Below are 20,389 nucleotides of genomic sequence, written 5' to 3' on the forward strand. Positions count from 1 at the left end.
CCGGTATGAACCCTGCTGACGAGATCCTCGACATCGTCGACGACAACGACCGGGTCCTCGCCCAGGTCCCGCGCGGCGAGGCGTACGCCCGGGGCCTGCGCCACCGGTGCGTCTTCATCCAGGCCCGGGACGCGGCCGGGCGTCTGTTCGTGCACCGCCGCACCCCCACCAAACTGGTCTTCCCCTCCCTGTACGACATGTTCGTCGGCGGTGTGGTGGGCGCGGGCGAGTCCTACGACGAGGCGGCGCTGCGCGAGGCGGAGGAGGAGCTGGGCGTGTCGGGGCTGCCCCGGCCGGAGTTCCTCTTCAAGTTCCTCTACGACGACGGCGCCGGGAAGAGCTGGTGGTCGGCGGTGTACGAGGTGTGCTGCGACCTTCCGGTGGACCCGCAGGCCGAGGAGGTGCAGTGGCACGACTTCCTGACGCCGGACGAGGTGGAGCGGCGGCTCGGCGAGTGGGAGTGGGTGCCGGACGGCGTGGCGGCCTACGAGCGGCTGCGGGCGTTCCGCGCCGCCCGGTGACGCCCCGGTAGGGTCCTGCGCGTGAGTGAGTTCGTACGCAACGTCCGGCTCTGGTTCGCCCCGGAGCGCGTGCGCGAAGAGGGCGGCACGCCCGACTACCGGTTCTCGCTGGCCAACGAGCGCACGTTCCTGGCCTGGCTGCGGACCGCGCTCGCGCTGATCGGCGGCGGGTTCGCGGTGGACCAGTTCCTGCCGCACCTGCGCTGGGCGTGGCGGACCGGTCTGGCGCTCGCGCTGCTCGGCGCCGGGGTGCTGTGCGCGCTGCGGGCGGTGAACCACTGGGTGAGCTGCGAACGGGCGATGCGGCGGGGCGAGGACCTGCCCGCCTCCCGGTTCCCCGCGGTGCTGAGCCTGGTCGTGGCGGTGGTGGCGGTCGCGATGGTCGTGGTGGTGCTGGTCGGGTGGGAGGGGTGAGCACGGCGGAGCGCGATCCGGGGCTCCAGCCGGAGCGCACCCGGCTGGCCTGGCGCCGTACGACGCTGTCGGCCGCCGTGGCCGCCGTGCTCGCGGTCAGGGCCGCGCTGCACGGCGGTGCGTCGGCCGCCGCGATCGCCGGATCCGTGCTGTGCTGCGGGCTCTGGCTGGTCCTCCTGTGGGTGGCCCAGCACCGCATCCGCGCCCTGGCGGCCACCGCCCGGCCGCCCGCGCTCACGCCCCGGCAGGCCGCGGCGGCGGCACTGTGCGCGGTGGCGATGGCGCTGTGCGCGGTGACCCTGGTGACCTGACGCGGCCGCCGGCGTCTCCCTCCGGGGCGGCCGCGGGGATCCAGGCGGCTGCCCCGGCCTCGGAGGCGGCCGCCGGACCCCGGAAGCCTGCTAGGCGGAGGCGGTGCCCCCGGCCTCACCGGCGACGGTCACCACGATCTTGCCGCGGGTGCGTCCCTCCTGGCTCAGGCGGTGTGCGTCCGCCGCCCGCTCCAGCGGGAAGGTCTCCTGGACGTGCACGGACACCACGCCCTGCTCGGCCAGCTCGGACAGCTTGCGCAGGTCCTCGGCGTCGGGCCGGACGAAGTAGTAGCGGCCGCCGTACTTCACCACCTCCGGGTCGGCGATGGACACCAGCCGTCCCTCGGGGGCGAGCAGGTTGGCCGAGGCCTTGAGGGTGTCGCCGCCGATGGTGTCGAAGGCGGCGTCCACGCCCTCGGGGGCGAGTCCGCGCACCCGCTCGGCCAGGCCCTCGCCGTAGCTCACCGGCTCGCCGCCGATCCCGCGCACGAAGTCGTGGTTGTGCTCGCTCGCCGTGCCGATCACCCGGGCGCCGAGGTGGGCGGCGATCTGGACGGCCAGGGAGCCGACCCCGCCGGCCGCCGCGTGCACCAGCACGGTCTCGCCGCGCTTGACCTCCAGCGCCCCGACCAGGACCTGGTAGGCCGTGAGCCCGGCCAGCGGCAGCCCGGCGGCCTCCTCGAAGGAGAGGTTGCGCGGCTTGCGGGCCAGGGTGCGCACGGGCGCGGCGACGTACTCGGCGAAGGTGCCGCGGGACAGGAAGTCCTCGCGGACGTAGCCGATGACCTCGTCGCCGACGGAGAACTCCGGGACCGCGGCGCCGGGCTGCACCACCACCCCGCTGACGTCCCAGCCGGGGATCACCGGGAAGACGGCGTCCAGGATCTGGTCCAGGTAGCCCTCCCGGCACTTCCAGTCGACCGGGTTGACGGCCGCGGCGCGGACCGCGACCAGCACCGAGTCGGGGCCGACCTTGGGGTCGTCCGCCTCGCCGTACTCCAGCACCTCGGGCCCGCCGTAGCGGCTGTAACTGATGGCCTTCATGCCCACGACCCTCCGGGGTCCTCGTACGCCACGCAACCGGTGTGCCGGGATGTGCGCCGTTCGCGTGACGGCAGCGTCCATGTCCCCGTCACCGGTACCCCGCGGGGGCCGCCGTGATCGTCCGCCGCGCTCGCGGCGCGCGGCGATTATGGTGGCTCCGGTCACGTTCGGGGGCAGGTTCGGCACGCGTACTGGACGGCATACCGACCGGTCGGCATCATGATACCCGTTCTTGTTCACCGGTTCGTAGGAGTGATGTATGAGCGCCGACCACCCGCCCGGGCTCGATCTCGACCGGCTGCGCGCGCTGCTCGACCGCGAGCGCCCCGGCCTGGTGAACGGCCCGCTCGACGGCCGGCTGATCGAGGGCGGACGCTCGAACCTCACCTACGCGCTCTCCGACGGCGCCTCGCGGTGGGTCGTGCGGCGGCCGCCGCTCGGTCACGTGCTGGCCACCGCGCACGACATGAAGCGCGAGCACCGGGTGATCAGCGCACTGCACCCGACGGACGTGCCGGTCCCCCGGCCGGTGCTGCTGTGCGAGGACGAGGAGGTGCTCGGGGCGCCGTTCTACGTCATGGAGTTCGTCGAGGGTACGCCCTACCGCACCGCCCGGCAGCTCGCCCCGCTCGGCGAGACCCGGACCCGGGACGCGGTGCTCTCGCTCGTGGACACGCTGGTCGGGCTGCACGGCGTGGACCCGGCGGCCGTGGGGCTGGAGGACTTCGGGCGTCCGGAGGGCTTCCTGGACCGCCAGCTGCGCCGCTGGGGCAAGCAGCTCGACGCCTCCCGCAACCGCGAGCTCGCGGGCGTCGACGAGCTGCACGCGGCACTCGGCCGGGCCCTGCCCGCCTCGCCCGCCCCGGCCGTCGTCCACGGCGACTACCGGCTGGACAACGTGCTGATCGGCCCCGACGACAGCATCAGGGCCATCCTCGACTGGGAGATGTCGACCCTCGGCGACCCGCTCACCGACCTGGGCCTGCTGGTCATGTACAGCACGCCGCTCGGCCTGCCGGAGTCGCCGGTGTCCACGACCGCCGAGGCGCCCGGGCACCCCTCCCCCGCCGAGCTGATCGAGCGGTACGCCGAGCGCTCGGGCCGCGACGTCTCCGCCGTCTCCTGGTACACGGCGTTCGCCTGGTTCAAGCTCGCCGTGATCCTGGAGGGCATCCACTACCGGTACACGCTCGGCCAGACGGTCGGGCGCGGCTTCGACCGGATCGGCGAGCTGGTGCCCGTCTTCATCGACCACGGACTGACCACTCTTCAGGAAGGCTGACCGCACATGGACTTCGCGTTCGACGCGCGCACCGAGGAGCTGCGCGCCAGGCTGCTGGCCTTCATGGACGAGTACGTGTACCCGGCCGAGCCGGTCGCCGAGGAGCAGCGGGCCGCGCTGGCCTCGCCGTGGGACACCCCGGCCGTGGTGGAGGAGCTGAAGGCCGAGGCGCGCAGGCAGGGCCTGTGGAACCTCTTCCTGCCCGACGCCGAGCACGGCGCCGGTCTGACGAACCTGCAGTACGCGCCGCTCGCCGAGATCACCGGCCGCTCCCCGCACCTGGCGCCGACCGCGACGAACTGCGCCGCGCCCGACACCGGGAACATGGAGGTGCTGGCGCAGTTCGGCGACGAGCGGCAGAAGAAGCAGTGGCTGGAGCCGCTGCTGGCGGGTGAGATCCGCTCGGCGTTCGCGATGACCGAGCCGGAGGTGGCCTCCTCGGACGCCACCAACATCACCACGCACATCGAGCGGGACGGCGACGAGTACGTCATCACGGGCCGCAAGTGGTACATCTCCGGGGCGATGAACCCGGACTGCAGGATCTTCATCGTCATGGGCAAGACGGACCCGGACGGCGCCGACATCCGCCGCCAGCAGTCCATGGTGCTGGTCCCGCGCGACACCCCCGGCGTGACGGTCAGGCGCGCGATGCAGGTCTTCGGCTACGAGGACCACTCCCACGGCGGCCACGCCGAGGTGGTCTTCGACCACGCGCGCGTGCCGGTCACCAGCCTGATCGGCGAGGAGGGCGGCGGCTTCGCCATCGCCCAGGCCCGGCTCGGCCCCGGCCGGATCCACCACTGCATGCGGCTGATCGGCATGGCCGAGCGGGCGATCGAGCTGATGTGCCGGCGTGCGGTGTCCCGGACCGCCTTCGGCAAGGCGCTGGCCCAGCAGGGCGTGGTGCAGAACTGGATCGCCGACGCGCGGGTCACCGTCGAGCAGCTGCGGCTGCTGGTGCTGAAGACGGCCTGGCTGATGGACACCGTCGGCAACCGGGGCGCGCACACGGAGATCCAGGCCATCAAGATCGCCACACCGCGCGCGGTGGTCGGCATCCTGGACCGGGCGATCCAGCTCCACGGCGCGGGCGGCGTGAGCCAGGACTTCCCGCTGGCCGAGCTGTACGCGAGCGCCCGCACCCTGATGCTCGCCGACGGCCCGGACGAGGTGCACCAGCGCTCGCTGGCCCGGCGCGAGCTGAAGAAGTACCTGTAGGGGAACGCGGCGGAGGGGCGGCCGCCCGTGGCGGCCGCCCCTCCGCGTGCCCGGTCAGGGGCTCACGCGCGTCCGCCGCCGGTCACGGGCGCAGCGCCCGCAGCAGCAGGTCGGCCAGGTGGTCGGCGACCTGCTGCGGGGTGAGCGGGCCGTCGGGGCGGTACCAGGTCGACAGGTGGTGGACCGAGCCGAAGTGGTAGTCGACGACCAGGTCCGCCGGGGTCGCGGTGGAGAAGACGCCCTCGCGCTGGCCCTCCTCGATGAGCGCGCGGAAGCGCTCGTGGTAGCGCCGGCGCTCGGCGCGCACCTGCTTGTTCTTCTCCGGGCTCAGCTGGTGCATGGAGCGGAAGAAGATCATCGCGTCGTCGAGGTTCTCGATCGTCGTGACGACGACGTCGGCCGCCGCGCCCCTGAGCCGCTTCTCGACCGGCTCGTCGGCGTTGGCGAAGGTGTCGAGGCGCTCCTGCTGGATGCGCAGCACGCGCGCGTACACCTCGTGCAGCAGGTCGTCCTTGGAGCCGAAGTAGTGGTACAGCGCCCCCTTGGTGACGCCGGCCGCCTCCACGATCTCCTGCACCGAGGTGCGGTCGTAACCCTGCTCGGCGAAGAGGCGGGTGGCGGCGTCCAGCAGCCGCTGCGGGACGGGCGTCCCGTCTCCGTCCGTCGTCCTGGGCACTGCCGCCACCTGCCTTTCCGTCGTGTCTACCGACTGTCGTTGCCGCTGTCCTGCGCCCGGGTGCGCAGTTCCCGCCGGAGGATCTTCCCACTCGCCGTCTTGGGCAGGTCGGGCAGGATCTCCACCTGCCGCGGGTACTTGTAGGCGGCCAGTCTCTCCTTGCAGTACACCGCGAGTTCACCGGGGTCCGTGTCGGAGCCCGGGCGCAGGCTGATGTAGGCCTTGACGGTCTCGCCGCGGTAGCCGTCCGGGACGCCCACGACGGCCGCCTCGCGCACCGCCGGATGGGTGTACAGGACGTCCTCGACCTCGCGCGGCCAGACCTTGAAGCCGGACGCGTTGATCATGTCCTTCTTGCGGTCGACCACGTAGAGCCAGCCCTGCTCGTCCATGAACCCGATGTCGCCGGTGCGCAGTTCGCCGTCCGGGAAGGTCTCGGCGGTGGCGTCGGGCCGCCGCCAGTAGCCGGGGACGACCTGCGGGCCGCGTACGACGATCTCGCCCTGCTCCCCGAAGGGGAGCTCCGCGCCCCGGTCGTCCAGGATCCGCACCACCGTGTCGGCGCCGGGCAGGCCGACCGAGAGGGTCCCGGAGACGGGGTCGACGGGCGCCTCGAGGCCGGGCGGCACGGAGGCGCACGGCGCGGTGCACTCGGTGAGGCCGTAGCCGGTGCGGATGTACGGCCCGAAGCGGTCGCGGAACCGCTCCACCAGGGCGGGCGGCACGGGGGCGCCGCCGGAGGAGATGTTGACGAAGGAGGAGAAGTGCTCGGCGGTGACGTCCGGGTGCGCGGCGAGCGCCATGAACGCGGTGGACGGGCCGACCGTGTAGTGCGGGCGGTGCTCGGCGAAGGCCTCCAGGACCACGCCGGGCTCGAAGCGGTAGGTGAGCACCAGGGTGCCGGTGCTGTTCAGGCAGGCGCCGAACTGGCAGACCATGCCGGTGATGTGGAACAGGGGCGCGAGCGCGTAGTAGACGGGCGCCTCGGGCAGGGCGAGACCGGTCCGCTGGCGTTCGGCGTTGTGCATGATGTTGCCGTGCGTGTTGGTGGCGCCCTTGGGGGTGCCGCTGGTGCCCGAGGTGTAGCTGATCAGGGCGATGTCGCCGGGCAGCGGGTCGCGGCCCGCCGGGGCCCGGCCGCCCTGCCGGGCGACGGCCAGGAGGTCGTCGGCGTCGGGGGCCTTTGGCAGCCGCTCGAAGCCGAGTACGCGCGCGTCGTCACGGGTCTGGAGGTCCAGCTCGCAGGCGGTGAGCACGACGCTTACCGGCGAATCGGCGGCCGTGTCCCGCAGGTACGACTCCCAGGCCCGGTCGGAGCAGACCAGCGCGGTGACCTCGGCGTCCCGCAGCACGTGGGCGACCTCGGCCGACTTGTACATGGGGTTGACCGGCACCACGGTGGCGCCCGCCTTCCAGGCGCCGAGGACGGCGAGCACGAAGTGCGGGGAGTTCTGCAGCAGCACGGCCACCCGGTCGCCGCGCCGCAGGCCGCGCCCGGCGAGGTGGGCGGCGACCGAGTCGGTCAGCTCGTCGGTCTCCCGGTAGCCGAGCCGGGCGTCGAAGTAGGTGAGGAAGGTGCGGTCGGGGGCCTCGGCGACGGCGCGGCGCAGGGCGTGCACCAGGGAGTCGGCGGGGTCGACCGGGGCGCGCTGGGCCTCGTCGAGCAGGGCCAGCCAGGGCCGGGCCGCGTAGCGGGAGCCGCTCATCGGGTGGCCTCCCACTTGCGCTGGATGTGGTTCATGCCGGCCAGCCAGCGGTCCGGGACGGCGGCCCTGGCCTGGTAGTACTCGGCGACCTCGGGGTGCGGCAGGATCAGGAAGCGGTCCTCCTCGATGCCCCGGAACAGGGCGTCCGCGACGTCCTCGGGCTCGATCGCGGTGGGCTGCAGCACCAGGTCGCCCGCGCTGCCGGTGGCGGCCAGCATGTCGGTGCGCACGCCCTGCGGGCAGATGGCGTGCACCTTGACGCCCCGGTGGCGGTAGGTCAGCGACAGCCACTCGGCGAAGGCCAGCGCACCGTGCTTGGTGACGGCGTAGGACGGGGCGCCGATCATGGTGAGGAGCCCGGCGGCCGAGACGGTGGACACGAAGCGGCCCGCGCCGCGCTCCAGCCAGCCCGGCAGCAGTTCCTGGGCCGCGCGGACGTGCGCCATCACGTTGACGTCCCAGGAGGCGGCCCAGGCCCGCTCGTCCAGCGGCTTGCCGGGTCCGGCGTCCTCGAAGGCGACGCCGGCGTTGGCGCAGTAGACGTCCACCGTGCCGCCGAGCGCGTCGCGGGCCTCGCCGACGACGGCCGAGGCGTCCCCGGGCACGGCCGTCCCGCCGATCTCCTCGGCCACGGCCGCGGCCTTGCCGGCGTCCAGGTCGTTGACGACCACGCGGGCGCCCTCGGCGGCGAACCGCCGGGCCAGCGCGGCTCCGATCCCCCCGCCCGCTCCGGTGACGACCACTCCCGCATCCTGCACGGCTTTCACCATCGGTCTCCTTCGACGCGACGCGACTCGGCTCAGCGAGCGCCAGACTAACCGGTCGGTATGTGTGAGGGAAGGGTGGCCGGATCAAACCTAGGGCGCGGGGCCGTACCGATGTGCGACTCCGCCGCGTGGGCACGAACCGCCACGCACGGCCCGCACTTCCCGACCCACGGAGGTCTCCTCGTGCACCTGTCCAGACGGAGCGTACTGGCGGCGGCCACGGCCGGCGCGGCCCTTCCCGCGGCGCCGGCCCTGCTGGCGGCGTCCAGGGCCACCGCCACCCTCCCGGCGGCGGCAGCCGCCGCTGAGCATCCGCGCACCGGCTTCGAGCGGCTCTCGGCCGACGGCTACCGCCTCCTCGACGGCCGGCGCGTCGGCGTCGTCACCAACCCCACCGGGATCACCCGCGACGCCCGGCACATCGTCGACGTCATGCACGCGGACCCCCGGGTGCGGCTGACCGCCGTCTTCGGCCCGGAGCACGGCTTCCGCGGCACCGCCCAGGCGGGCGGCTCCGAGGGCCGCTACGACGACCCGGCGACCGGCCTGCCGGTCTTCGACACGTACCTGAAGAGCGGTCAGCCGCTGGCCGACGTGTTCACCGCCTCCGGCGTGGACACGGTCGTCTTCGACATCCAGGACGTCGGCGCCCGCTTCTACACGTACATCTGGACCCTGTACGACTGCATGGAGGCGGCCCGGCTGGCGGGCAAGAGCTTCGTCGTGCTGGACCGGCCCAACCCGGTGACCGGCCGCTCGGCCCAGGGGCCGGTGCTGCACCGGGAGTTCGCCACGTTCGTCGGGCGGCAGCCGATCGCGCAGGCGCACGGGATGACGGTGGCCGAGCTGGCCCTGCTGTTCAACGGGGAGTTCCTGGACGGGGCGGTCCGGCTGGAGACCGTCCGGATGACGGGCTGGAAGCGCGACCGGTTCTACGACGCGTCGGGCCTGCCCTGGGTGCCGCCGAGCCCGAACATGCCCACGCCGGACACCGCGCTGGTGTACTCGGGGACCTGTCTGTTCGAGGGCACCAACCTCTCCGAGGGACGGGGCACGACCCGCCCGTTCGAGCTGCTCGGGGCCGAGGGCATCGACGGGCGGTGGGCGGCCGAGGCCAACGGGGCGGGGCTGCCGGGCGTGCGGTTCCGGGAGGCGTACTTCGCGCCCACGTTCTCCAAGTTCCAGGGGAAGACGGCCGGAGGCGTGCAGATCCACGTGCACGACCGGGCCGCCTTCGATCCCGTGCGCACCGGGATCGCGCTGCTGGTGACCGCGCGGAAGGTCTGGGACGGCTTCGCCTGGCGGCCGGACGACTGGATCGACAAGCTCACCGGTTCCTCCCGGGTGCGGACGATGATCGACGCGGGCGCGGGCACCGACGAGGTCGTCGGCGCCTGGCAGGACGAGCTGGCGGCCTTCCGCAAGGTCCGCGGGAAATATCTCCTCTACAGGTGAGCCGCCCGCTCTGGCCAACTCCCCCGTGCCGCAGGACGATACGCCCGCATCGCACCGTTTCGGGGCACGAGGGAGCCTGTCATGGCGGAGCCGGGGATGAGCGTGTCTCCCTACTGGGAGCTGACCTTCGACGCGGACGGGGACGTGGACGGCCCCGAACGGGACCGGCTGCTGGCGCAGGTCACGGAACGCGGCGTCCGTGACCTGATCGTCTTCGCGCACGGCTGGAACAACGACCGTTCGACCGCGACCGCGCTGTACCGCGCGTTCTTCGCCCCGGTCCCGGGCCTCGCCCCGAAGGCCCGGATCGGGTACGCCGGAGTCGTCTGGCCGTCGATGCGGTTCTGTGACGAGCCGATCCCGGACCTGCCCCGGTCGGTCGCGGCCGTGGAGGCGCAGGCGGCGCCCGGCCCGGCGCTCGACAAGGACACCCGGCGGGCCCTGCTGGGCGCCTTCCCGGCCCGGGCCACCGTGCTCGGCCGGCTGGCCCGGCTGCTGGACGAGCGGCCGCCCGGGGACGAGGGGCTCGCGGAGTTCGGGCGGCTGGTGCGGCTGCTCGTGGAGCCGGGGCCGGGCGGGCCCGGGGTGGCCGATGTCCCCGGGGAGGACGGGCCGGCGGTGTTCCGGAGCGACCCGGTGGCGGCCTGCGCGGAGCTGGCCGGAGCGCTGGCGGGGCTCGGCACGGCGGAGGGGTTCGCGCTGCCGGACCCGTGGAACGGCGCCAAGGAACTGCTGCGGCAGGCGACGTACTACACGATGAAGCGGCGGGCCGGGACGGTCGGGGAGCACGGGCTCGGGCCGGCCGTCGGGCGGCTGGCCGCGGCGGCGCCGGGCGTGCGGGTGCACCTGGTCGGGCACAGCTTCGGCGGGCGGCTGGTGTCGTTCGCGCTGCGCGGGCTGCCGGCCGGGGTGCGCTCGGTGAAGTCCGTGACGCTGCTCCAGGGCGCCTTCTCGCACTACGCGTTCGCGGCCGCGCTGCCGCACGACGCCGGCCGCGCGGGCGCGCTGCGGGACCGGCAGCAGCGGATCGACGGCCCGCTGGTGTGCTGCCACTCCCGCTTCGACACGGCGCTCGCCACGTTCTACCCGCTGGCCTCGCGCTGCGCCGACGACGACCGCTCGGTCGGCGGCCTCGCCCTCGGGCGGCTGCTGGGCGACCGGTGGGGGGCCATGGGCCACGACGGGGTGCGGGCGGTGCCGGGCACCGCCGCCCTGGACCTCGCGGCGGCCCTGCGCGGGCCGCTGCCCGGATCGGGCTGCGTGAACGTCGACGTGGCCGCGGTGGTGCGGCGCGGCGGCGCGCCGAGCGGGGCGCACAGCGACATCCTGCACCCGGAGCTGGCGCGGCTGGTGCTGGCGGCGGGCCGTATCGCCTGACCCGCCACCGTCGCCGGGGCCGTACCGCGGCGGAAGCCACCGCGGTACGGCGATCGCCGGTCACGCCGGCGCCGGTCCGTCACCGGTGCGAGGTGTACTCCACGACCTGCTGGTAGGTCGGCCGGTTCTGCCAGCTGATGCTGCCGTGCTTGACGCCGCCGAGGGGGCGCTGACTGATGGAGTCGGCGCACCACTGGTCGCCCGCCGAGCACTGGTCGTCGCCCGGGTAGACCTGGGCGGCGGTCTTCCCGGCCGCCTCCTTCAGGGTGCCGATCAGGACGTCCCGGCAGGCGCCGAGGCCACCGGCGCCGCAGTACTTCTGCGCCAGGCCGTCCCGCACGGACTCGCCGAGCACCGCCCTGATGTCCTTGTCGACATAGCTCCACCAGCCGTACTGGAAGGAGCTGCCGGCGTGCGATCCGGTCGGGCCGTGACCGGCGGACGGGGCCTCGTCCACGGGCAGGTTGCCGGTGAACGCGGTGTACAGGTCGCCGCCCAGGCCGGGTTCGAACTCGGCCTTGACCAGCAGCGGCCACCAGGCGTCCAGGATCCGGACGGCGTCCGCGTCGGCGTACTTCCTGGAGCCGGCCGAGGTCTCGGTGCGCTTCGCGCCCGCGGTCACCCACGCCTGGAGCCTGCTCACCGCCGCGGCGGCGGTGGAGTCGGTCACCGGCGACGAGTTGATCACCCTGAGCAGCTTCGGCAGGACGTCCTCGGCGCGCAGGTCGGTGAGGGCCGCGTCCGCCATGGCCTGCACGAGCTGGGTGCGGGTCACCCCGCCGGCCGCGACCAGTTTCGCCACCCGGTCGTCGAGCAGGTCGCCGCGGTGCACGGAACCGTCGCCCCAGGACGCGGTCGTGTAGTCCTTGGCCTGCTTGTTGTTCCAGGAGACGTAGTAGTCCTGGTCGGCCGAGTTCGGGTGGGCGGAGGCCGGGGTGTAGTCGGCCGTGTTGGTGGCCGGGTCCCAGCCGCGCCACTCGTAGGCGGACTCGGCCAGCACCGGGAACTCGGCGTCGACGCCGCTCGCCCGGACCGGGTTGTCGCCGCTGTTGTAGTACGCGGTGTGCTGTGCGTCGGCGTAGAACCAGTTGAAGGTGAAGTTGATGTGCTGGGCCGCGCTCTGGAAGTCCTTCGGGCCCTTGACGTAGCCGGGGTCGTTGAGCATCTGGAAGCCGATGATGGAGTCGGCCTCGTGCAGGTAGGAGGAGCGCAAGGTGGTGTAGGCGACCTTCTTGCCGCCGACGGTCGCGCGGTACTGCACCGGTCCGTACTTGGTGCGCCACACTCGCATCGTGTACGAGCCCGCGGCGGTGCCGTCGGCCACGGTGGGCTTCCAGGAGTTCTTCCGCTCGACCTGGTCCATGGCGGTGCAGGTGCCGTGGAAGAGGTAGTGGTGGTCGTCCTGGCACAGCTCGACGGCGTAGGTGTCGATGATGTCCTGGCCGGAGGTGGTGGCGCTCCAGGAGTAGTCCTGGCCGCGGCCCAGTTCGACGTACATGCTCAGGCCCGCGAAGGAGGCGCCGCGGGCGCTGATGCCGGGGCCCTGGATCTCCTGGAGGAGCAGGAGCTGCGGGGCGAAGTAGCCGGTCTGCGGCCCGAAGACGGCGACGGGGTGGCCGCTCGCGGTGTACTTGCCGCTGACCACGAGGGCGTTGGACATCCCGCGCCGGGCGGAGCTCAGCGAGGTCCTCGCCGCCGCGCCCGAGGCGCTCTTCGCGCTCGCGGTGGCCGCGCTGCCGGTGCGGTCGTAGACCAGGGGCTCCTCGGTCACCGTGCCGGCGTCGGGCAGTGCCCTGCCCTTGGGGTCGGCGGGCCGGCCGGCGTACGGGAAGCTGGTGCCGTCGTGGACGGTGAGGGCCGCCTCGGCGTCGTTGCGCATCCGGAACGACTCCCAGACCCTGGTGCCCTGCTCCACGCCGTACTTGGACTGGGCGGCGATCAGGGAGAGCGCGTTGTTCACCTCGCCGCCCCCGCCGGAGCCGAACAGGGAGCCGACGACCGAGGCGAGCGCCACCAGGTCGGTGATCTTGAAGTGCTCGATGGTGCCGGCGTTGGTGATGGAGTCCTTGTGGCCGGTCAGGACGTACTCGCCGGGGAAGTAACGGCCGCTGTCGGAGGCGTCGATGTAGGAGTTGATGCCGGCGAGGTAGGCGTCCGCGTCGGCGAGGGCCTGCTGCCCGCGGTCGCCGTTGCGCGCGACGGCGTTGTCGATCTGCGCCTGCAGGTCCGCCTCGGTGTACGGCGCGTTGCGGTAGAACTGCTGCTCCAGGCCCTGGTTGGCGGCGGCGCCGCCCGCGAAGCCGGTGAGCTGGCCGCGGCCCACGTGCCGGAAGACGTCCATCAGCCACAGCCGGTCCTCCGCGGCCGCGTACCCGGCGCCGAACTCGGTGCCGTAGCGGGTGGTGCCCGTGATGTGCGGCACACCGGTCTTCTTGTCGCGGACGATGGTCACGTCGCCGCGCCCGGCCGGTTTCTCGGTGGAGGCGACCTGGTCGGAAGGCACGCCGAACGACGCGTCGTTGAAGAAGGTGTTGATCTTCGCGTCGGTGAGTCCCCGGTATCCGGTCGCCAGGCCGGCGTAGGGGCCGAGCTGGTCCTCGGCGTGCGCGGGCTGGGTGCCGAAGGCCTGGTTGAGCAGGATCTGGGCGAGGGTGGCGTTGCCGTTCTCGCCGGGCGGCAGGATGTCCGAACACTGCCCGCCGCAGTAGTCGTCCGAGGTCACGGCGGCTTGTGCGGCGGTGGCGTGGGTGAGCGGGGAGAGAAGTGCGGCGACGAGAACGCATATCGACGCCGTCTTCAGGAACCCGGTGAGCCTGCGGGGAGTTCTCAGTTTGTCGAACAGCACGTTGCGTGGGGCGCGCCGTGGCATGGCAGCTCCTCCCGACTGGGGTGGGCCGGACGTTACCGCCGGTATCCCCGGGAATGAAGATGAACATGCGTCAACTTTCCGAAGTCGTCACAGCGGCGCCCGGGCCGACCGCCGGGCGCCTTATGGGAGGGCATCGGAAAACGGATGGAGCCGAATCTCGTGTCGACACGTCTATTCGGCGACGTCGCGCGGAACCCGTACGACGACGGAGAACTGACGCAAGAGCGGACGCAGGTGTGACGGAGGTGCATGGCGATGGCCGGATTCCGAAGTCTGGCGAGACAGGTGCGGGACCCGCGGTGTGATCTGGCGCTGCGGCGCTACTCGCTGCGCAAGTGCCTGGAGCGGTTCGCTCCTTATGGGCACCGGGCGACCTGGGACCATCTCTGCTCCCGGGCCGGTTTCGGCCCGGAGGACCGGTCCCCCGATCCGGCGCGGCTCGTGGCCGCGCTGGAGGAGCTGGAGGAGGCGCGGGCGGTCTGGCTCGGCTACGAGGCCGAGTTCGCCGAGCGCCGCAAGAAGGAGAAGCACGACGGGCTGCGCCGGCCGGGGACGGTGGACGACTGGCACCGGATGACCTGGGGCGGGTTCGGGGTCGCCTGGTGCGACGACCCGCGGATCCATCCCGGCGAGCCGCTGGCGGAGGTGCTGCGCCGGATCATCGCCGCGCTGAACCGCGAACCGGGCGCGTGCTGCCCGGTCTGCGACGGGGAGCGGCTGGTCTGGAGGTACGGCCTCGACCACGAGCCGTCGTCCGGCCCGGTCTGCGCGGACTGCGGCATCCTCGTGCCCCGGCCCGTGCTCACACCGCAGGCGCTGGCGTACTCCAGGAGCGAACGCCTGCTGATGTCGGCCTGATCCGCGGGCCGGCCCGACCGAGGGGGATGCGCGGGGGGTGCGCCGGGGGATGCCGCGCCCCTGACGCGCCCGGAAGCCGTGCCGGTGGCCTCTGGCACCATCGACCCATGGTGCAGGTGTGTCTCAACGGAACCCGCTCGGCCGCCGACGGCGTCGGAGTGCCGCTGTCCCCGGCGGAGTTGGCGCGGTCCGCGGCCGAGGCCGTCGCGGCGGGCGCCACCGAGGTCCACGTCCACCCGAAGACGCCGTGCGGGCACGACAGCCTGTCCCCCCGGGTGCTCGCGGCGGCGCTCGAGGCGATACGGGCGCGGGTGGCGGTGCCGGTCGGCGTGACCACCGGCGCCTGGGCCGAACCCGAACCGGCCGCCCGGCTCGGCCGCGTGCGGGCCTGGTCGGTGCTGCCCGACTTCGCCTCGGTCAACTGGCATGAGCCGGGCGCCGAGGAGGTCGCCGCGCAACTGCTCGCCATGGGCGTGGGGGTCGAGGCGGGCATCTGGTCCGGCACGGACGCCGCCGGGCGGTTCGCGGCCTCGCCGCTCGGCCCCAGGGTGCTGCGGGTGCTGGCGGAGGTGACGGATCCCGACCCCGGGACCGCGGAGGCGACCGCGCACGCCCTGCTGGCGCGTCTCGGTCCCGCGCACGGCCGCCCGGTCCTGCTGCACGGTGAGGAGGGCGGCGCCTGGCCGGTGCTGCGGCTGGCCGGCCGGCTGGGCCTGGCCACCCGCATCGGCCTGGAGGACACCCTGTTCCTGCCCGACGGCGAACCCGCCGCCTCCAACGCCCGGTTGGTGGCGGAGGGACTGGTCCAGTACGGGTCGGTCCGGCGTTCGCCGTAGCGCGGGGGCGGTCCCGGACTCCCGCGGGCGGGGCCGTGCCCGCGGCGCGCGCCCGGACCGGCCCTATGACCGTTCGGGCAGGAGACGGGAGCCGGTCAGGCGGTTGCCGGAGATGTCGTCCGGGTTGGACAGCACGCAGTTCTCCAGGGAGAGGCAGCCGCAGCCGATGCAGTCCGTGAGGTGGTCCCTGAGCCGGTTCAACCGCCGGATGCGTTCGTCGAGTTCGGAGCGCCACGCCTGGGACAGACGGGCCCAGTCCTCGCGGGTCGGGGTCCGCTCCTCGGGGAGCCGGGCCAGCGCCTCGCGGATCGTGGCCAGCGGGATGCCGACCCGCTGGGCGGCGCGCACGAAGGCGACCCGGCGCAGGGTGTCACGGGTGTAACGGCGCTGGTTGCCCGCGGTGCGTCGGCTGGTGATCAGGCCCTTGGACTCGTAGAAGTGCAGGGCGGAGACGGCGGCGCCGCTGCGCGCGGACAACTGGCCGACGGTCAGCTCGTGGACCTTCTCGGGGATCTGGGGCACCCGGCAGAGACTACCGACCCGGCCGCACCGCCCTCCGTTGACATCCTCCCCGCACCCGACCATGCTAAGCAGTTGCTTAGGAATGCGAGCGAGAGGCCGGGAACATGGCAGAACCGAGGACCTTCACCTCCCCCGACGAGCTGAAGGCCGCAGTGGGCGAGCAGCTCGGGCACACGGACTGGCTGGAGATCGACCAGAAGCGGATCGACCTGTTCGCGGAGGCGACCGGGGACCACCAGTGGATCCACGTGGACCCGGAGAAGGCCGCCGCGGGGCCGTTCGGGACGACCATCGCGCACGGCTACCTCACGCTCTCCCTGCTGCCGCTCTTCGGCCCGCAGCTGCTGCGCGTCGAGGGCGTGCGGATGGGCGTCAACTACGGGACGAACAAGGTCCGCTTCCCCTCCCCCGTCCCGGTCGGCTCCCGGCTGCGCGCCACCGCCGTCATCAGCGGCGTCGAGGACGTCAAGGACGGCATCCAGGTGACGCTCGCCTTCACGGTGGAGCGGGAGGGCGGGCAGAAGCCCGTGTGCGTCGCGGAGTCGGTGTCCCGCTACTACCTCTGAGCCCGGGCCTCTGAGCACGCGCCTCCGGGCCCGGGCCTCCGGGCCCGGGCCTCCGGGCCCGCCGGCCCTATCGCCGGGCCGGCGCGTCCGGCTCGGCGCCCACCATGCGCAGCACGAGGTCGGCGTAGAGCGCGCCGACCTCCTCGGGCGTGCGCGGCCCGGCCACGTTGAACCAGCGGGCCACGTCGATGCAGAGCGACAGCACCGCGAGGGTGGTGCCCTGCACGTCCGGCACCCGGAACTCGCCCGAGGCGACACCCTCGTCGATGATCCCGCGCACCTCGGCGTCTACCTGGCGGCGCAGCGCGACGATCTCGGCGCGGGCGGCGGGGCCGAGCGCGTCCAGCTCGTACTGCACGACCCGCGCGGTGGTGCGCCGCCCGGCGTGCCAGCGCACGAAGGAGCTGACGGCGTCGGCGAGCCGCTCGGTCGCGCTGCCCTCGCGCCGGGCCGCCGTGCGCAGGATGTCCAGGGCCTTGTCGTGGCCGATCCGGCTGATCCGGTGGAGCAGCTCTTCCTTGGTCTTGTAGTGGATGTAGAGCGCGGCCGGGCTCATGCCGGCGCGGCTCGCGATGTCGCGGGTCGTCGTCGCGTGGTACCCGCGCTCGGCGAAGGCCTCCACGGCGGCGACCAGCAGCCGCCGTGCCGCGTCAGGGGTGACCTCTTCCCACGGCTCGACCTCGCCGCCGGCCGTCTCCTGCGCCGTACTCATCGCTCGTTCGCCCCTCTCGGTGACAGGAGCACCACCATACCGCCGAAGGTGAGCGGCCGCTTAGCCCAGCCTTCCGGCGCGCGGCCGCCGCACCCGGGCGGTCAGATCTTCTCGAAGGGGTCGTGCTCGGCGAGCAGCTTCTCCAGCCGGGCCTGGTCGACGCGGCTGACGATCTGCCCGGCCTCCTGCCGGTCGCGGATCACCTTGGCGAGGGTGAAGGCGGACGTGACGAGGTAGAGGACGGCGATGGCCAGGAAGGAACGCACCCAGGCGTCGGCGTCCAGCCGGAAGATGCCGATGGCGGTGGCCGCCATGGCGACCGCGAAGGAGGCGACGGCCTGCCCGTAGAAGGCGGCCGTGTTCTGCTGCTTGACCGGTGTGTCACTCATGACGACGAGCATCGGCGGACGTGGCCGGCGCTACATCCGCCGGGATACTCAGAACACGTACTCAGCCGGCCCCCGACGGGCCTCAGAAGGCGGAGACCCCGGTGAGCGCCCGCCCGATGAGCAGCTTCTGGATCTGGCTGGTGCCCTCGTAGAGGGTCATCACCCGGGCGTCGCGTAGCAGTTTGCCGGCCGGGTACTCGTCGATGTAGCCGTAGCCGCCGAAGACCTGGAGGGCGTTGTTGGCGGCCCGGACGGCGGCCTCGGAGGCGAACAGCTTGGCCTTGGAGGACTCCACCGCGAACGGCCGGCCGCGGTCGATCAGGTCGGCGACCCGCCAGGTCAGCAGCCGGGCGGCGTCCACGTCGACGGCGATGTCGCTGATCAGCTCCTGGACGAGCTGGTGCCGGGCGATGGGCTTGCCGAACTGCTCGCGCTCGCCGGCGTAGCGCACGGCCGCGTCCAGCGCTGCCTGGGCTATGCCGACGCATCCGGCGGCGACCGACATCCGCCCCTTGGCCAGCGCGGACATGGCGACGGAGAAGCCCTTGCCCTCCTCGCCGACCAGCGCGGAGGCGGGCACCCGCACGCCGTCCAGGACCAGCTCGGCGGTGGCCTGGCCGCGCAGGCCGAGCTTGCCGTGGACGGTGCGCCGGGTCAGGCCGGGGGTGTCCGTCGGCACCAGGAAGGCGGAGACGCCCTTGTGGCCGGGGGCGTCGGTGGACCGGGCGAACAGGAGCACCACATCGGCCCAGGTGCCGTTGGTGATGAACATCTTGGTGCCGTCGAGGACGAAGTCCCCGCCGTCGCGCACGGCGCGGGTGGAGAGGTTGCCCGCGTCGGAGCCGGTGCCGGGCTCGGTGAGGCCGAAGCAGCCGACGTACTCGCCGGAGGTCAGCCCCGGCAGCCAGCGCCGCTTCTGCTCCTCGCTGCCCCAGGCGGCGACCGACTTGGCGACCAGCCCCAGGGACACCGACACGATCCCGCGCACCGAGGAGTCGCCGCGGCCCAGTTCCTCGGTGACCAGGCAGTACGCGAGGTGGTCGCCGCCGGAGCCGCCGTACTGCTCGTCGACGGTCAGCCCGAGGAAGCCGACCTCGCCGAGCTTCTTCACGATCCCCCGGTCGACCTCCTCGGCCCGGTCCCAGGCGACCACGTGCGGGGCGATCTCGCGCTCCACGAAGTCCCGGGCGAGCTGCCGTACGGCGGCCTGCTCCTCGCTCAGCTCCAGGTTCACCACGCGATCACCCCACACGGATACAGATCTTGAAAGACGTACATTTAAATTAGCACTGCTAGTTTCTGGTCGCAGCCCTACTATGTGCGCCATGGCCCGACCGCGCAAGCCCCTGCTCAGCACCGACCGGATCGTCGAGACGGCCCGGGAACTCGTGGACGCGGAGGGCCTCGCGGCCGTCTCCACCCGGCGGCTGGCCGCCGAGCTGGGGGTCAGCGGGCCCTCGCTCTACAACCACTTCCGCACCAAGGACGAGATCCTGGAGGCGGTCGCGGACTCGGTGAGCGGGCAGGTCGACCTGTCGATGTTCGAGGACGGCCGGGACTGGCGGACCGCGCTGCACGACTGGGCCGTCTCCTACCGGAGCGCACTGCGCGACCACCCCAACATCGTCCCGGTGCTCGCCCGCGGGCCCGGCCGCCGCCCGGCCTCCCTGCGGCTGGCCGACGCCGTGTACGGCGCGATGGTCGACGCGGGCTGGCCGCCGGCGCAGGCCACGTCCATCGGCGCGCTGATGCGGTACTTCATCATGGGCTCCGCGCTCGGCTCCTTCGCGGGCGGCTTCGTCGACGACGCGAGCGCCTACGACCCCGCCGACTACCCGCACCTCGGGCAGGCCCACCTGCTCGCCGAGCAGCAGGAGAAGATCGACGAGCGGGCCTTCGAGACGGGGCTGACGGCACTGCTGGACGGGCTGGCGCGGCAGTACGAGCAGGCGCGGCAGAGCGTGTGAGGGCGCCGGGGACACTTCGGCCCGCGCCGAAGTACCGGTGCCGCATGCTGGGTGCATGACCACCAAGGACTCCCGGGCCGCCGGGCTCGCCGCGTTCGCCTCGCTGGTCGCCGACGAGACGAGGGCGGCGTGTCTGCTGGCGCTGCTGGACGGACGGGCCTGGACCGCCGGGGAACTGGCCCGGCACGCCGGGGTGGCCCCGTCCACGCTCAGCGAGCACCTGGGCAAGCTGGTCGCCGGCGGGCTGCTCGTCCAGGAGCGGCAGGGACGGCACCGCTACGTGCGGCTGGCGGACGCGCGGGCGGCGCAGCTCGTCGAGGACCTCGCCGCCCAGGTGGCGCCCGCGCCGGCCGCGCGCCCGCGCACGCTGCGGGAGTCCAGCGCGGGCTCCGCGATGGCCCGGGGCCGTACCTGCTACGACCATCTCGCGGGGCGGCTGGGCATCGCGATCACGGACGCGCTGACCGGGCGGGGTCTGCTGCGCCAGGACACCGGTTTCGCGCTGACGGACGCGGGACTGCGCTGGTTCGGCACGGCGGGGATCACCCTGGACCGGGCGGCCCGGCGGCCACTGGCCCGGGCGTGCCTCGACTGGACCGAGCGGCGGCCCCATCTCGCGGGTTCCGCCGGCGCCGCGCTGTGCCGGCACGCGCTGGACGCCGGCTGGTGCGTGCGGATCGGGTCCGAGCGCGCGGTGCGGGTGACTCCGTCGGGCGAGCGGGCGCTGTTCGAGCTGCTGGGCGTGGAGCGGGAGACGCTGTGCTGAGCGCGGTCGAGGGGGGCGGGCCGCCGCGCCGGTCGCCGGGCGCCGGCCCGCCGTGACCGGTCGCGCCGTTCCCCGCGCCCCTCGCGTGTTCCCATGTCCCCCGCAGTCAGGGCGCCGTCGCTTTTCCGCG

At 73.4% G+C, this 20,389-nt stretch carries 21 protein-coding genes; 12 read left to right on the top strand and 9 right to left on the bottom strand.

All coding sequences use genetic code 11. The annotated features are described in order from the left end of the window. The first annotated feature begins 5 nt into the window (after positions 1–5). From TNCT1_RS23655 to TNCT1_RS23665, 3 genes are read left to right on the top strand one after another with little or no spacing between them, the layout of a single operon-like run. On the top strand, positions 6–521 hold the full coding sequence (locus TNCT1_RS23655) for an NUDIX hydrolase (protein ID WP_143635448.1): 516 nt from the start codon (positions 6–8) through the stop codon (positions 519–521). 21 nt (positions 522–542) lie between these two features. Continuing rightward, positions 543–935, top strand: a complete 393-nt coding sequence (locus TNCT1_RS23660) for a YidH family protein (protein ID WP_143635450.1) — start codon at positions 543–545, stop codon at positions 933–935. Continuing rightward, on the top strand, positions 923–1,246 hold the full coding sequence (locus TNCT1_RS23665; protein ID WP_143635452.1) for a DUF202 domain-containing protein: 324 nt from the start codon (positions 923–925) through the stop codon (positions 1,244–1,246). Before TNCT1_RS23660 ends, TNCT1_RS23665 begins: the two co-directional genes overlap by 13 nt. Positions 1,247–1,336: 90 nt before the next feature. Here the strand turns inward: TNCT1_RS23665 and TNCT1_RS23670 are convergent, their stop codons facing one another. Then, positions 1,337–2,290, bottom strand: a complete 954-nt coding sequence (locus TNCT1_RS23670) for an NADP-dependent oxidoreductase (protein ID WP_143635454.1) — start codon at positions 2,288–2,290, stop codon at positions 1,337–1,339. A 259-nt stretch (positions 2,291–2,549) separates the two neighbouring features. Here TNCT1_RS23670 and TNCT1_RS23675 point away from each other — a divergent pair, with 259 nt between their 5' ends. Beyond that, positions 2,550–3,572, top strand: a complete 1,023-nt coding sequence (locus TNCT1_RS23675) for a phosphotransferase family protein (protein WP_143635456.1) — start codon at positions 2,550–2,552, stop codon at positions 3,570–3,572. A gap of 6 nt (positions 3,573–3,578) precedes the next feature. Further along, entirely contained in the window at positions 3,579–4,793 is a 1,215-nt protein-coding gene (locus TNCT1_RS23680; protein ID WP_143635458.1) for an acyl-CoA dehydrogenase family protein, read from the top strand. A gap of 82 nt (positions 4,794–4,875) precedes the next feature. Here TNCT1_RS23680 and TNCT1_RS23685 read toward each other — a convergent pair whose 3' ends face one another. From TNCT1_RS23685 to TNCT1_RS23695, 3 genes are read right to left on the bottom strand one after another with little or no spacing between them, the layout of a single operon-like run. Beyond that, positions 4,876–5,469 carry a TetR/AcrR family transcriptional regulator gene (locus TNCT1_RS23685; RefSeq protein ID WP_143635460.1) on the bottom strand — a complete coding sequence of 198 codons (594 nt, stop codon included), beginning with the start codon at positions 5,467–5,469 and terminating at the stop codon, positions 4,876–4,878. Between the two features lie 26 nt (positions 5,470–5,495). Continuing rightward, positions 5,496–7,175: a class I adenylate-forming enzyme family protein gene (locus tag TNCT1_RS23690; RefSeq protein ID WP_143635462.1), complete on the bottom strand. Its 1,680-nt coding sequence runs from the start codon at positions 7,173–7,175 to the stop codon at positions 5,496–5,498. Beyond that, on the bottom strand, positions 7,172–7,945 hold the full coding sequence (locus TNCT1_RS23695; protein WP_143635464.1) for an SDR family oxidoreductase: 774 nt from the start codon (positions 7,943–7,945) through the stop codon (positions 7,172–7,174). The genes TNCT1_RS23690 and TNCT1_RS23695 overlap by 4 nt, the downstream gene beginning before the upstream one ends. A gap of 180 nt (positions 7,946–8,125) precedes the next feature. Between TNCT1_RS23695 and TNCT1_RS23700 the strand changes: the two genes are divergently transcribed. Then, the gene (locus tag TNCT1_RS23700) at positions 8,126–9,397 is read left to right on the top strand and encodes an exo-beta-N-acetylmuramidase NamZ domain-containing protein (protein WP_143635466.1); all 1,272 of its coding nucleotides are present in this window, start codon (positions 8,126–8,128) and stop codon (positions 9,395–9,397) included. Positions 9,398–9,478: 81 nt separating this feature from the next. Continuing rightward, entirely contained in the window at positions 9,479–10,774 is a 1,296-nt protein-coding gene (locus TNCT1_RS23705; protein ID WP_174266421.1) for a serine-threonine protein kinase, read from the top strand. Positions 10,775–10,853: 79 nt separating this feature from the next. Here the strand turns inward: TNCT1_RS23705 and TNCT1_RS23710 are convergent, their stop codons facing one another. After that, entirely contained in the window at positions 10,854–13,643 is a 2,790-nt protein-coding gene (locus tag TNCT1_RS23710; protein ID WP_143635468.1) for a penicillin acylase family protein, read from the bottom strand. A gap of 255 nt (positions 13,644–13,898) precedes the next feature. On the opposite strand from TNCT1_RS23710, the gene TNCT1_RS23715 reads away from it, so the two are divergent. Both TNCT1_RS23715 and TNCT1_RS23720 read left to right on the top strand, forming a co-directional pair. Then, a complete protein-coding gene (locus TNCT1_RS23715) occupies positions 13,899–14,501 on the top strand; it encodes a hypothetical protein (RefSeq protein WP_143635470.1) in 603 nt (200 codons plus the stop codon). A gap of 107 nt (positions 14,502–14,608) precedes the next feature. Then, entirely contained in the window at positions 14,609–15,337 is a 729-nt protein-coding gene (locus TNCT1_RS23720) for a 3-keto-5-aminohexanoate cleavage protein (RefSeq protein ID WP_174266422.1), read from the top strand. A gap of 63 nt (positions 15,338–15,400) precedes the next feature. Here the strand turns inward: TNCT1_RS23720 and soxR are convergent, their stop codons facing one another. Then, positions 15,401–15,859 carry a redox-sensitive transcriptional activator SoxR gene (gene soxR / locus TNCT1_RS23725; protein ID WP_143635472.1) on the bottom strand — a complete coding sequence of 153 codons (459 nt, stop codon included), beginning with the start codon at positions 15,857–15,859 and terminating at the stop codon, positions 15,401–15,403. Positions 15,860–15,963: 104 nt separating this feature from the next. Here soxR and TNCT1_RS23730 point away from each other — a divergent pair, with 104 nt between their 5' ends. Beyond that, entirely contained in the window at positions 15,964–16,425 is a 462-nt protein-coding gene (locus TNCT1_RS23730) for a MaoC family dehydratase (protein ID WP_143635474.1), read from the top strand. Positions 16,426–16,492: 67 nt separating this feature from the next. On the opposite strand, the gene TNCT1_RS23735 is transcribed toward TNCT1_RS23730, so the two are convergent. The 3 genes from TNCT1_RS23735 to TNCT1_RS23745 form a co-directional block, all read right to left on the bottom strand. Next, a complete protein-coding gene (locus TNCT1_RS23735; RefSeq protein WP_143635476.1) occupies positions 16,493–17,137 on the bottom strand; it encodes a TetR/AcrR family transcriptional regulator in 645 nt (214 codons plus the stop codon). A gap of 101 nt (positions 17,138–17,238) precedes the next feature. After that, entirely contained in the window at positions 17,239–17,526 is a 288-nt protein-coding gene (locus tag TNCT1_RS23740) for a YiaA/YiaB family inner membrane protein (protein ID WP_143635479.1), read from the bottom strand. Positions 17,527–17,608: 82 nt separating this feature from the next. Beyond that, entirely contained in the window at positions 17,609–18,760 is a 1,152-nt protein-coding gene (locus tag TNCT1_RS23745; protein ID WP_143635692.1) for an acyl-CoA dehydrogenase family protein, read from the bottom strand. Positions 18,761–18,851: 91 nt separating this feature from the next. On the opposite strand from TNCT1_RS23745, the gene TNCT1_RS23750 reads away from it, so the two are divergent. Together TNCT1_RS23750 and TNCT1_RS23755 are read left to right on the top strand one after the other, a co-directional pair. Beyond that, positions 18,852–19,493: a TetR/AcrR family transcriptional regulator gene (locus TNCT1_RS23750; RefSeq protein WP_143635482.1), complete on the top strand. Its 642-nt coding sequence runs from the start codon at positions 18,852–18,854 to the stop codon at positions 19,491–19,493. A 55-nt stretch (positions 19,494–19,548) separates the two neighbouring features. Next, positions 19,549–20,259 carry a helix-turn-helix transcriptional regulator gene (locus TNCT1_RS23755; RefSeq protein WP_143635484.1) on the top strand — a complete coding sequence of 237 codons (711 nt, stop codon included), beginning with the start codon at positions 19,549–19,551 and terminating at the stop codon, positions 20,257–20,259. Positions 20,260–20,389: the final 130 nt, after the last annotated feature.

Origin of the sequence: Streptomyces sp. 1-11 (assembly GCF_007176755.1) — a bacterium.
In the GTDB taxonomy this organism is placed as follows: domain Bacteria; phylum Actinomycetota; class Actinomycetes; order Streptomycetales; family Streptomycetaceae; genus Streptomyces.